Consider the following 12,208-nt stretch of genomic DNA (forward strand, 5'->3'; position numbering starts at 1 on the left):
ATGAAACTATTGCATCTTCTCATCGCACTGGCGCTTGTGGTCCCGGCGACGGCGATCGTCCTCACTTCGGAAGATGCGGGGGCGGCCGATACCGGGCTGAAACAGGTTGCCACGTCCGGCAACGGCACACGCTACGAGGCAGGAGCGTATCATGTCGTCGTCCTCTCCGGCACCTACCGGGAGATGGGGCGGCAGTACGGCGCCCTGATGAAGGACGAACTCCAGGAAGAGTATACGATGCTCCGCTCCCACTTCACGGCTTCAGGCTACACGGAGGCGGAGATCGGCGAGTTCGCTACAACGGCAACGGCGCTCCAGGCGAAGCGCATGAAGGAGATCCGGGCCGGCATCGCAGAGACGTCCGGCCTCACCCGGGATGAGGTCGATATCCTCTACGAAGGCCCGATCGTCTACCTCATAACCTACGGGGCGAAGGCAGGGTGCTCTTTCATGGCGGTATGGGGCAACTACACCCCGGACGGTTCGGTGGTTCTCTCCCGGAACTACGACCTGCCCGACGTCTTCTCGGTCTTCTACCCCTACTACACCCTCGCGATCTACAACCCGACCGACGGGAGCAACGGTGTCGCGACCTTCGGCCCGGCCGGGGCGCGCCCCGAGACGCTGATGAACAGCGCGGGGCTTTTTGTCGCCGACGATAACGCGGCGGATTCCGGCGGTGAACTTGAGATTGCCGGGAGACCCGACCTCATTGGGGAGTTCTTCCGGCTGATGCTCGACTACTCCGATATGGACGGGCTCGATGCCGGGATCATGACCACCCGTGCGGACTGCGCCTGGATCGTGAACGCGGCAGGACCGGACCGGGCCTACTCCTACGAGGAGACCGTCTACGATATCAAGCGCCGGGAGGGCACGGGCGTGATCGCGGCCGCAAACCACTTCGTGGACCCGTCGTGGCGGCTTGCGGCGCCTCCGGCGGAGCACTCGACCTCGCGGTACGAAAACCTGCTCCGCCTCGCCGAGGAGAGCAAGGGGTCGATCGACGGCGAACGGATGGTGGCAATCCGCGACGTGCTGCTGGAGGACGGGGGAGCGACATTCCGACACAGCATGCTTGAGGGTATGCCGTACTCGTCAGATCACCAGGTGGTCTTTGCCCCGGCGACCCGTACGCTCTGGATGAAGGTCGTGGACCGTGACTGGCAGAAGGTGGAGCTCGGGCAGTTGTTCGTGGTTTGAAAGGGCAGAGGACCCGGGCCGAAGGGAGCCCGGTCCGTCTCCGCCCCCCTCACCGGAGTCTCGTCGAGGCTCCGGGGTAGACTCTCAACGGGGCTACTCCCCGAAGTACGCAACGATGTTCCGGAAGAACTGCAGGTTCATCGACTCTGTGGGCAGCGGTCTTCCTTCGCGCTTCAGCCGCTCTTTTTGGGTCGGCCAGTCGTAGAGGTTCACGAACTCCATCGCCCGCTCGGGGTGCGGCATCAGCCCGAGCACCTTCCCGTCAGCCGAGGTTATCCCGGCGATGTCCGCGAGCGCCCCGTTCGGGTTGTAGGGGTACTCCCCTCCCGCGGGGGAGAGGTCGTCGCGGCAGTACCGGAACGCGACCATGTTCTCGCGCTCGATCCGCTTTAAGGTCTCTTCCGAGCAGGAGAAGTTCCCTTCGCCGTGGGAGACCGGGCAGTAGAGGTGCGTGATGCCCTTCGTCCAGAGGTTCTCCGCCGCGGGCTTCAGCGTGACGAAGCGGCACTCCAGCACGCCCTTCCGGTTCGGCATCAGGGCGATCTCGCGGGGACGGTCCTGGTCGAACGCGGGGACGAGGCCGAGGTTTGCGAGGATCTGGAACCCGTTGCAGATCCCGAGGACGAGGTTGTCCCCGGCGAGGAAGTCTTTGAGGTCGCTTGAGAGGTTGTTCCTGACGCGGTTTGCGTAGGCGTTCCCGGCGCCCGTATCGTCGCCGTAGGAGAACCCGCCGGGGAAGACCATCAGCCGGTAGTCGGAGAGGGCTTTCTCCCCCGCGATGAGGTCGTTGATGTGGACGATATCGGACGCCATGCCGGCCCGCATCAGGGCCTCCCGGGTCTCCATCTCAGAGTTGAGCCCGTAGCCGCTCATGATGAGGGCTTTTGCCGGGGTCTTGATAGTAGCCATCTCAGTACCCTCCGAAAGGCGCCTTATATGCTGTTTCCATCGTCGTGATGGGCTGTTCGATGAGGGTTTCTTCTCCCGCCGAGACCCGGAACGTCGTGCCGTCGACGCGGCCGAGGAGGTGTGCGTCGCCGCCGAAGATCTCCTCGAACGCCTCCCGGTCAGCGGGGGCGACCGTGACAATGAGGCGGCCGAGCGACTCCGAGAAGAGGTAGCGGTCCGGGCGCATCCCGCCGGGTATGGCGAGATCCATGCCGACCCTCCCGGCGATCGCGACCTTCGCGAGGGCGACGAGGAGCCCCCCGTGGGTGACCGGGAAGGCGGACGCGACGAGCCCCTTCTCGATCGCGTCGGTCATCCTGTCGTAGCGCGCCTTTGCGGTCTCGATCGAGAGCGACGGGACCGCACCTCCCTCGATGCCGAGGTGCGCAAGATACTCCGACCCGCCGAGTTCCTCCCCGGTCTCCCCCACGACATAGACGAGGTCGCCGTCGAACTTCGCGTCCATCGAGACCGCGGTGGTGACATCGGGGTGGACGCCTATCGAGGAGATGAGGAGGGTCGGGAGGGCGGAGACTTTTATCGGGTTTGAGTCCGCGTCGAAGCCGGAGAAGTCATTGAACATGCTGTCCTTCCCTGAGATATACGGCGTCCCGAACCCGATCGCGCCGTCACGGCACCCGAGCGCAGCGCGCTTGAGCTGCCAGAGCCGCTCGGGCTCGTCGGAGGAGCACCAGCAGAAGTTGTCAAGGAGCGCGATGGTATCCATCGGAACGCCTATCGCTATCAGGCCCCGGATCGCCGTGTCGATCGCGGCAATCGCCATGCGGTAGGGGTCGAGCTCCGTGTAGGACGGGAAGAGTCCTTGCGAGAGTCCCACGCCCTTCATCGAATCCAGCACGACCTTCGTCAGCGTGGCCGAGGCCTGGACCCGCCCGCTCCCCTGCACGGGCCCGAGGACGTGGCCTCCCTGGACGGTATGGTCGTACCGGGTCGAGATGAACTCTTTCGAGCAGATGTTCTTTCTCTTGAGCAGGCTAAGGAGGAGGTCGTCGAGCCGGTCCGGGCACGTGAACCCGGGCTCGGGATAGGTCGTCGTCACGGGCTCAGTCCGGAGGTGCTTCTTTGGTAGACCGTCGTGGAGGAACTCGAGGTCGACGTCCATGACGGTCTCGCCGTTGTATTCCACGACGCATCTCCCCGTATCGGTGAATCTCCCGATGACGGTGGCCTCGACCTCCCTCTTCGCCATCAGGTCCATGAACGCGTCTACCTTCCCCTCCGGGACGGCGAGCGTCATCCGCTCCTGCGACTCGGAGATCCAGATCTCCCACGGCGCCATGCCGGGGTACTTGAGCGGCACGCGGTCGAGGAGGACGTGGCACCCGCCGGACTCCCTCGCCATCTCGGCAACAGAGCAGGAGATCCCTCCTGCCCCGTTGTCGGTGATGCTCCGGTAGAGGTCGAGGTCGCGGGCCTCCTTGACGATGACGTCGGAGAACTTCTTCTGGGTGATCGGGTCGCCGATCTGGACCGCGGTCACGGGACTTGCCGGGTCGAGGGCCTCCGAGGAGAAGGTGGCCCCGTGGATGCCGTCCTTGCCGACCCTGCCGCCGAGCATGACGATGAGGTCGCCGGGGAGGGCCTGCTTCTCGTGGAGCAGCTTCCCGTCGCGAGCGCGCGGCATCACGCCGACGGTGCCTGCGAAGACGAGGGGTTTACCCACGTAACGGTCGTGGAAGTAGCACCACCCCTGTGGCGTCGGGATGCCTGAGCAGTTGCCGCCTACATCGACACCACGGACCACGCCCTCAAAGATCCGCCGGGGAGGGAGGATGGGGTTTTCCCGGTTCTTTCCGCGGAAGAGGGGCGGTTCGGTCTCGGGGTCGCCGACGCAGTAGCCGTAGATGTTGATGCAGGGTTTTGCCCCGAGGCCGAACCCGATCGTGTCGCGGTTCACCCCGACGATCCCGGTGAGGGCACCGCCGAAGGGGTCGAGGGCCGATGGGGAGTTGTGCGTTTCGACCTTGCAGGTCACGAGGTGCTCGTCGTCGAAGACGATGGCGCCGGAGTTGTCGGTGAAGACCGAGACGCAGATGTCCTTATCGCCCTTCGCCTCGCGGATGGTGTTGGTGGCTGCCTGGATGCAGGTCTTGTAGAGCCCTCTTGGCAGATCGTCGTCCATCGCTGAAGCAAAGATCGTGTGCTTGCAGTGCTCGCTCCAGGTCTGGGCGAGCGACTCGAGCTCGACGTCCGTCGGCTTCCGGCCGAGGGCCCGGAAGTAGTCCCTGATTGCGTGGAGCTGGGCGAGGTCGAGGGCGAGCGGTCCCCGCCGCTCCCCGGTCTCGGGGTCGAGGATACCCTCTTTTCCGATGCGGGCGAGGTCCGTGTCGGGAAGGTCGAGGTCGACGGTCCCGGCCGCCTGCAGGTCGTCGAGGCGGACAAAGGGCGTGACCGGGTCCATCCCCTTCTCGTCGTACTCCGCCCGGCTCCTGACATGGACGCGGTTGACGAGCGGGTTTGCGAGGGCAGCGGTGAGTCTCTCGCGGGATCCTGGAGTCAGGTCGCCGGCGGCGAGGTAGAGCTGCGACGAGAAGACCGCCTCCCCCTCGCCGAACCGGAACCCGAAGTAGTCCTCGATGGTCTGCTTTGCGGTCGTCCCGGCGTTGTCGGTGACCCCGGGCAGGAACCCGACCTCGATCGCGCAATCACAGTCGGCCTCGGTCGGCCGGTCTACGGAGTAACGCTGGACGACGGGGTTACTGAGCTGCGCGCCGATCTGCGAGAGCTCGTCGGGGGAAAAGTCCCTCTGAGAGGTCGCTATGGTGTAGACGTCGACGAGATGCAGCTCGCGCAAAGGGATGCCGAGCGAGCGGAACCTCTCGGTACGCGTCTGCAAGCGTGGATCGTGGGTATAGTGTACCTCTATCCGGTGGACGTGAGAGGCCATGTATATATATGGGTGCGATCGGGTGAAAAGAGCTGCGATGGGGTGGGGATGAGAGTGTGCAGTTGGGTTAGAAGAGGGATCCAGGTGGGGTTGAGGATGCCTCCAAAGTCCTTGCCAAATAATCACGTTTGGGAATCTTAAGCTGCGGCCTGTACCATGAGGAGATGGAGATCTCAACTGACTGATCGCGCAACACTTTGGAATCGATATGCAAGACAGCAACCTCTATCGCACCAGTGGGTTCGAATGGTCGGATACTACACTCGACCGTGTTATGGGAACCACTCCTGTTTGAGTTGGCAATAGTGCAGTCATGTCTGGACAACGAGAGTTCAGCCTATTCAATTCAGTTGCAATCTAGGAGGTACTGAGACTTTTAAAAGCACCTTTATTCGCTGTAAATCCTGATAACTAACAGGATTTAAAGAGCAATGTTCTACAACCATAAATAATATAACTCTCTTTGCTATCTCAGAAAAATCGTTTTTATTAATCCTTTTTGCAACAATCTCTGGCCGGACATTCTTTACATACCCCATAAAGATCCCCTGTTTGATCAGAAAGGAGGCCGGATTGTCAACATTATCACAAACTTCATTGGTAATCGCGGTAAACTTGTCAGAACCTAATGAGCGAACAATCTTGGAAATGATCCCATATGTAAAGAGGAAGCTTAAATTCCAAAAAATGTTTTTGGCATATTCTCTCCTTTTTTCTTCGTTTAATCCATTATAGGGGCCTTTTTCTGTTTCAAAATTGCTCAATTTTTTTGATATAACTTCAACAATATCTTTTTGTTGATCTTCACTCTGTATCATTTCAAAGAACGAAGACAATATCCTTAGATGAACATTCATACCATCTGAGAATATCTTCCGTAGTTTGTCTTTCTCTAATGAGCCCGCTCGGTTTCGAGTAATACACCCCATAACTTCTACAGTTTTGATAGCCTTCCTCAAATCTTTTTCAGATGAATCATTTTCATCAATATACCCTTCATTTTCTTTATCTTCTAGAGATTGTTCCAGATCATCTTGAAACTTTAATCTTTCTGCTCTATTCATTTCAGGTGTTACATTTGCCGCAGGCAAAACTGCCTTCACAATAATATGTGCTTGTTCATCAAAAAACTTCATTTCACCTTTTGTCAACGTTGCTGGCCCGTACTTATCAAATAAAGACGATGCAATCCTTTCGATTTCTTCGAGGATAATGTTGCTTTTAGAGTGATGAGTAAGGAATACTGCAATGTACGCGTTTTCATCCACATGAAGATTATCTAACACGCCCTTAATTGTCACCATCCCATCGGGTTCTCCAATATGCTCAGAAAGATATTTTGCGACAAAATAGTAATAGAAACATGAATATCTAAATGAATAATTGTTGAAACTATCACGTGCTACAATTTCGTTTAGATTTGTAAGTAAGATATCTTCTTCTACTGGAAGATTATATTTAATCGAATAAAACTGCATAAAAGAGGAAAAGTTATCATAAGATAATTCCTCCTGTTTTTCTTTATGCATATAGGAAGCAAGTTCCGTCAAAAAGTTCATATAGGTATCAATCTCGTCACTTCTTACACCATGCCTTCTTAAGTAATAAACTATAAATGCCTGATAACAATAGCCCTGTGTAGTGATGTCTTGATTAAGTGATATCTCGAATGTTTCATATGTGACCAGGGTAGACAAAACAAAAAACGGATATGCTGGCATTAACCCTTTTCCCATATTCCGCCCTAAAGTGTTATATATAAAATCGGTATTTTTGTCAATATCCTTATAGTAATCTATAGCCTCTTTATCAGTTATATTCACCCATTTTTTAATTAATGAATTAATTAATGAGGGTTTAAGTTCTTTCATTCTGAAGGTTGTAAATGAAGAAATAAGCGTTCCATCTTTAATGTTTAAACTGAAAATATCATCAACGACGATGACACAGTGAGAGTACTTAACTAAACTCTTTACATGCTTTTCTTTATCTTTGGCCCGGTGAAAATCATCAATTATTGGTATTATCTTCTCTATATCAACATCTTTCTCATTAATGCAGTATTGTTCATGAAGAGATTTTGAGATGATATTTTCCATCTTACCCAAAAAAGAGTTTCTTTTATCAGATACATAAACCGGAATAAAGTTACGTCTTCTCAATTCAACAAATATCCTCTTACACAAGGTTGTTTTGCCTGATTGATTTTCTCCAGCAATAATGATTTTTCCATCATCAAAGAGGCTGTCCAATAACTCATCAGAATCTACCGTACTGTGGTTTCTTTTTAAATTATCATATTTTATCAATTCAGTGCAGATATAGATATCATCTAAACAAACATTCGTTTTTTTGGGGTGGGCTTTTGCCAACAATTCTGCATCGTATAAGAACTCCTCAAATTCATTATTTATTTTTAATTGTCTTATTCTCTGTTCTTTTTCAATTAATTTAATCAATCCCTCGTAAACATCTTGCCAGGCTTCCGTTTTATCGCAAAACCGTGAAACTGGTTTTCCATCTGTAGGCAAAGCCAACGACTCTACAATATCTGGATCAGTTTGCCATCCGCAGTGAGACAAAATAATTGGAACAACTGCAACTCCCATTTTATTTCTAAATTCAAACGCTTTCTTTTTTTCACGCTTGCACTCGTCTGAAGCCAAAAAATTTGCTGAGACAAACAAACAAATAATGTCAGCATCTTCTAGTTTATAATCAATTTTTTCGCGAAATTTTTCGCCACCTATTATTGAGTGGTCATACCATACTTCGATTGAACCATTATCTTTTAGCGGAGCAATATGAGTTACAAATTCCTCAATATTTGGGTTATCAGGGGTATTATCTTTATGCGAATAACTGATGAAAAGATTTAATCGTGTATTCTTTTCAAAAACACTTGCTCCAAGAGTTATCTCTTCTGATCGGTTCGATTTAAAATAGTCAGCCATTAATATTCCCTCTCAAAGCAGCCAGAAGCGAATATGGTGCCTAGACGTATAAGAGAATTTCGAAAAAGAAATTCATCATGAGCCTTCAGCCCCAACGAGAAACCAACCGGTATAAGACAATAAACCTTGGCACAGCCAGTCAGGAAGGAGATCATCACATATCCCCCTAGGCATCGGCGAGCGCGACAACTTAGGTGATGTTAATCAAAAGACATTGCCAGACATAATAAGTCACCTTTTCGGGATATTACACCTCCATAGTGGTCCTCCTTGGAGATGGATACACATTACCCAAGCAGATAAGCGACTGAAACTCAAACCCTATCTATTCAGAGTATTGATCAATCTCCTCGTAAGGGCTTATGAACTAAAAGGAGAAAAGCCCCAGCCGAGATTTGAACTCGGGACCTGCTGATTACAAGTCAGCCGCTCTGCCAGCTAAGCCACTGGGGCATACCCTATGATGTGGGTCGTCTGCGCTAAAAAAGGTGGCGCCCAAATTCTCATGCCCCTCCAGAATCCCCTGTGTATCTCAGGTCCCACCAGCCCATACCGTCTCCCCATCATACAGCACCCGCCGGATCCGGTGATACGGAATACAGGCCACATGCGTCCCGGCGTCCACCTCCAGATACTGCGCATCGAGCGCGAGGACCCGCTCGCCCTGAACCCTCGAGCGGTCGCCGGGCGCCCCGCGGTCGGCGTACTCGACCTCGACCCGGGAGAAGTCGTAGCCTGGATCGTGATAGAGCCGGAGCAGCAGCCGGTGGCTCGTTCTCATCTCTGGTTAGAGCGAGTTCATATGGTATAAAACCCTCCGCAGACAAACGGCAGTTCTGCAGGTACTCCTTGACCATGGGAGGAGCACGCTGCGCCGGTCCGAACAGGGGCCGAAAGGACAGGATGAGCATTGCAGGTGTGAGAAGATGAACCTCGTAACTACGATAATCGCCATTGTGGCCGTTCTTCTCGCCCTCCTCCTCGTGGGCTGGGTGGGACTGCAGGTAGAACCCGCTCCCCTTCCACCACCGGCGGGGCCGGTGGCCGCACCGGAGACGGTCCCGTTGCCGGAAGGCCTGCCTTCACCCGTGGAGCGTTTCTACCGCACCCTCTACGGCAACGATCTGCCGCTGATCGAGTCGGCAGTGATCAGCGGGCGCGGCACTATGCGCATCGGCGGGATCACCTTCCCGGTGCGGTTCCGGTTTACCCACGAGATCGGGCGGAACTACCACCACTACATCGAGAACACGCTCTTCGGGCTGCCGGTGATGAAGGTCAACGAGTACTACACCAACGGCACCGCCCGCCTGGAACTGCCGTTCGGCGTCGCCCGGGGGCCGAAGATCGACCAGGGCGCCAATCTTGCCCTGTGGGCCGAGGCCGTCTGGATGCCGGCTGTGTGGATCACCGATCCGCGAGTGCACTTCGAGCCCGTGAACGAGCATACGGCAGAGCTGGTGGTCCCGTTCGGCAATACAGAGGAGCGGATCATCCTGCGCTTCGACCCGAAGACCGCCCTGCTGCAGGAGATGCAGGAGATGCAGTCGATGCGCTACAAGGGCGAGGAGAGCGAGAAGAAGATCCTGTGGCTGAACGAAGTCAGGGAATGGAGCAGGATAGACGGGCGGCTGCTCCCCGGGACCGTCGCGATTGCCTGGGGGGACGAGGCCTCCCCCTGGGCGGTGCTCACGACCGAAGAGGTCGCTTATAACGTGCAGGAGCCCCTCCGAACCGGTGAGAGGTAACCGCAAGGCAAATGGTTGAGCATAACGGTGCAGGATGCCGCCGGAAGGCGGGCCTGCAACGTTCATAACCGAGGAGCACAGAAGTATCATCAGGATGTCGCATCTCACCGTCGATCTTGGGGGCCGGCCCGGCCTCGACTGCCGGGGATTCTGTTCGTACTGCTACTTCAAACACGTCAAGGGGACGACGGCGTTCGGCTGCAAATATTGCCTCCCCTTCCAGAAGGGCTGCGACTACTGCACCCGGGGCGTGCGGGAGGAGTACGCGGGGTTCAAGAGCCTCCGGACCGTCGCCGACGAGACGCTGGCAAACCTCCAGGTGATGAGCGACGATATCGACCGGATCACCATCAGCGGCGGCGGGGACCCGAGCTGCTACCCGGAGTTCCGCGACCTCATCGAACTGCTCGGCAGCATGGAGGCGCCGCTCCATATCGGCTACACCAGCGGGAAAGGGTTCGACGACCCGGATATAGCCGGGTTCCTCATCGATAACGGTCTCTCTGAGGTCTCCTACACTGTCTTCGCCGCCGACCCGGACCTCCGGCGGCAGTGGATGCACGACCCGACGCCGGAGGCCTCCCTTGCGATCCTCGACCGGCTCTGCGGCGCGATCGACGTCTACGCGGCAGCAGTTGTCATTCCCGGCGTCAACGACGGCGAGGCCCTCGAAGAGACCTGCGCGTGGCTGGAGGAGCGGGGCGCAAAAGGGCTGATCCTGATGCGGTTTGCAAACCGGACCGACCAGGGGCTCATCCTGGAGAACGCGCCGCTCGTCGAGGGGCAGCAGGTCCATACCGTCGATGAGTTCCACGACCTCGTCACCGACTTAAACGAGCGGTTCTCGATGAAGATCAGCGGGACCCCGCTCGGGGACCCCTCGATCGGGTCGCCGTTTGCAATCCTCCACGAGCCCGATCTCCTGAAGAAACTCCCCCGGGTCCAGAAGCGTGCGACCGTGATCACCGGGAGCATCGCGGCCCCCTTCATCCAGCGGGTCCTCTCGATCCGCGGCTCGACCTCCCGGGTCGTCAGGGTCAGGAAGGAGATCGCGGACCTCATCACCGCCGACGACCTCGCCGAGGTGAACCTCCGGAGGCTCGAGGACGTCGTGATCATCCCCGGCCGGGCGTTCGTCCACGATGCCGAGGCCCGGACGATCCTCTCCGCCGACGGTGTCGACCGCGAGGTGGTGCGCGGCCCCGAGATGCTGACGGCCGATGCGGAGACGAGCATGGGCATGACCCGGAATGAGGTCCTCCAGCAGGAGATGGAAGGGTTCTCGGCCCTGATCAACACCATCAACCGCTACGGTCGGTGACGGGCGGTCAGCCCGAGGAACCGTTCGACGATCCGCCCGTCCCTGACCTCCGGGTGGAAGAGGAGGCCGTAGAGGGAGGGAGGGAGGTGCCGGGTCGCCTGGACACACCGGTGATCGTGGAGCGAACCCCCGCGGCATCCCGGGCCCGATCGAGCAGTTATACTTATGAGGTGCTAGGATCAGGTCTCTTCTAGAGCGGGCGCACATGAACGTTATCGTTGTCTACGCAAGCAGATACGGGTCTACAAAAGGCATTGCGGAGTTCATCGCTGAAAAACTGCGGGCGCACGGCGTGCAGGCGGAAGCCCGGAGCGTTGAAGCGGGCCCGAACCCCGGGGAGTATGACGCCGTCGTGATCGGGAGTGCCGTGTATATGGAGCACTGGATGAAGGGGGCGGTGGAGTTTGTGCGGCAGAACCGGGCGGTCCTTGCCGGTCGGCCGGTGTGGCTGTTCAGCAGCGGCCCGCTTAAACTCGAACCGGGAACGAGCCCGGGCGATCCGGGACTGGAGCCCAGGGAGATCGGCGAGTTCCGGGAGGTCATCCACCCCCGGGACCACCGCGTCTTCTTCGGTGCGCTGGACCCGCGCAGACTCGGTTTTGCGCACCGGGCGCTCCGGAAGCTGCCGGCCGGCCGTGCGCTCCTTCCCGAGGGGGACTTCCGCAACTGGGACTATATCGAGGCCTGGTCCGGCGACATTGTCCGGGCACTAAAAACACCTTAATGGTTAAAGGGGGCATAAAGAGATAAATTCTGGAAAAACGGATGCGAGGGGAGCGATTCGAACGCTCGAACTCCTACGAGACCAGGCCCTCAACCTGGCGCCTTTGACCTGGCTTGGCAACCCTCGCCCGGATATGAGGAAGAATGCACTCTGTCCATGAACAGAGATGGAAGGTGCACCGGTTGCGCTTTCGCGCCCCGTTTACCTCATTTAATCTGTCGTCCTACATGAAATACCTTTGTGCGGTGCTGCAATGAGAGAGGTCGTGGGCTCCGGTCGCGAGAGACTCTCTTCGGTCCTTCCACGTTCCCTGGAACCCCAGGACCTGCAGGGCCAGCTTGCGCACTCCTCACATACCCGGGTGAGGAAACGGGCCTTCATCGCCATCGATTAACTTACCAT

The 12,208-nt window shown here is 56.6% G+C and carries 9 protein-coding genes and 2 tRNA genes; 5 read left to right on the forward strand and 6 right to left on the reverse strand.

The genetic code is table 11. The annotated features are described in order from the left end of the window. The gene (locus tag V6K60_RS03540) at positions 1–1,203 is read left to right on the forward strand and encodes a C45 family peptidase (RefSeq protein WP_332449138.1); all 1,203 of its coding nucleotides are present in this window, start codon (positions 1–3) and stop codon (positions 1,201–1,203) included. A 93-nt stretch (positions 1,204–1,296) separates the two neighbouring features. Here V6K60_RS03540 and V6K60_RS03545 read toward each other — a convergent pair whose 3' ends face one another. The 5 genes from V6K60_RS03545 to V6K60_RS03565 all read right to left on the reverse strand — a co-directional run bounded on the left by V6K60_RS03545 (position 1,297) and on the right by V6K60_RS03565 (position 8,794). Further along, the gene (locus V6K60_RS03545; RefSeq protein WP_332449139.1) at positions 1,297–2,112 is read right to left on the reverse strand and encodes a phosphoribosylformylglycinamidine synthase subunit PurQ; all 816 of its coding nucleotides are present in this window, start codon (positions 2,110–2,112) and stop codon (positions 1,297–1,299) included. A 1-nt stretch (position 2,113) separates the two neighbouring features. Further along, positions 2,114–5,008, reverse strand: a complete 2,895-nt coding sequence (locus V6K60_RS03550) for a phosphoribosylformylglycinamidine synthase subunit PurL (RefSeq protein WP_332449140.1) — start codon at positions 5,006–5,008, stop codon at positions 2,114–2,116. Positions 5,009–5,400: 392 nt separating this feature from the next. Next, positions 5,401–8,013 carry a TIR domain-containing protein gene (locus V6K60_RS03555; protein WP_332449141.1) on the reverse strand — a complete coding sequence of 871 codons (2,613 nt, stop codon included), beginning with the start codon at positions 8,011–8,013 and terminating at the stop codon, positions 5,401–5,403. Between the two features lie 380 nt (positions 8,014–8,393). Continuing rightward, positions 8,394–8,466 (reverse strand) — tRNA-Thr (locus V6K60_RS03560). A gap of 79 nt (positions 8,467–8,545) precedes the next feature. Further along, positions 8,546–8,794 carry a DUF504 domain-containing protein gene (locus V6K60_RS03565; protein WP_332449142.1) on the reverse strand — a complete coding sequence of 83 codons (249 nt, stop codon included), beginning with the start codon at positions 8,792–8,794 and terminating at the stop codon, positions 8,546–8,548. Between the two features lie 145 nt (positions 8,795–8,939). Here V6K60_RS03565 and V6K60_RS03570 point away from each other — a divergent pair, with 145 nt between their 5' ends. The 3 genes from V6K60_RS03570 to V6K60_RS03580 all read left to right on the forward strand — a co-directional run bounded on the left by V6K60_RS03570 (position 8,940) and on the right by V6K60_RS03580 (position 11,806). After that, positions 8,940–9,761: a DUF6544 family protein gene (locus tag V6K60_RS03570; RefSeq protein ID WP_332449143.1), complete on the forward strand. Its 822-nt coding sequence runs from the start codon at positions 8,940–8,942 to the stop codon at positions 9,759–9,761. A 94-nt stretch (positions 9,762–9,855) separates the two neighbouring features. Continuing rightward, entirely contained in the window at positions 9,856–11,082 is a 1,227-nt protein-coding gene (gene mmp10, locus V6K60_RS03575) for a methyl coenzyme M reductase-arginine methyltransferase Mmp10 (RefSeq protein WP_332449144.1), read from the forward strand. Positions 11,083–11,287: 205 nt separating this feature from the next. Continuing rightward, positions 11,288–11,806 (forward strand): flavodoxin domain-containing protein, encoded by a 519-nt coding sequence (locus V6K60_RS03580; RefSeq protein ID WP_332449145.1) that lies wholly within the window; start codon positions 11,288–11,290, stop codon positions 11,804–11,806. Positions 11,807–11,848: 42 nt separating this feature from the next. Here the strand turns inward: V6K60_RS03580 and V6K60_RS03585 are convergent. Further along, positions 11,849–11,933: transfer RNA gene (locus tag V6K60_RS03585), tRNA-Leu, on the reverse strand. 126 nt (positions 11,934–12,059) lie between these two features. Here V6K60_RS03585 and V6K60_RS03590 point away from each other — a divergent pair. Then, positions 12,060–12,200: a hypothetical protein gene (locus V6K60_RS03590; RefSeq protein WP_332449146.1), complete on the forward strand. Its 141-nt coding sequence runs from the start codon at positions 12,060–12,062 to the stop codon at positions 12,198–12,200. Positions 12,201–12,208 lie beyond the last annotated feature (8 nt).

Source organism: Methanoculleus sp., from assembly GCF_036677455.1.
Lineage (GTDB): Archaea > Halobacteriota > Methanomicrobia > Methanomicrobiales > Methanoculleaceae > Methanoculleus.

Coding starts and splice junctions, on each gene's coding strand:
- V6K60_RS03580 (WP_332449145.1), top strand. CDS start 11,288: ATGAACGTTATCGTTGTCTACGCAAGCAGATACGGGTCTACAAAAGGC.
- V6K60_RS03555 (WP_332449141.1), bottom strand. CDS start 8,013: ATGGCTGACTATTTTAAATCGAACCGATCAGAAGAGATAACTCTTGGA.
- V6K60_RS03540 (WP_332449138.1), top strand. CDS start 1: ATGAAACTATTGCATCTTCTCATCGCACTGGCGCTTGTGGTCCCGGCG.
- V6K60_RS03565 (WP_332449142.1), bottom strand. CDS start 8,794: ATGAGAACGAGCCACCGGCTGCTGCTCCGGCTCTATCACGATCCAGGC.
- V6K60_RS03545 (WP_332449139.1), bottom strand. CDS start 2,112: ATGGCTACTATCAAGACCCCGGCAAAAGCCCTCATCATGAGCGGCTAC.
- V6K60_RS03570 (WP_332449143.1), top strand. CDS start 8,940: ATGAACCTCGTAACTACGATAATCGCCATTGTGGCCGTTCTTCTCGCC.
- mmp10 (WP_332449144.1), top strand. CDS start 9,856: ATGTCGCATCTCACCGTCGATCTTGGGGGCCGGCCCGGCCTCGACTGC.
- V6K60_RS03590 (WP_332449146.1), top strand. CDS start 12,060: ATGAGAGAGGTCGTGGGCTCCGGTCGCGAGAGACTCTCTTCGGTCCTT.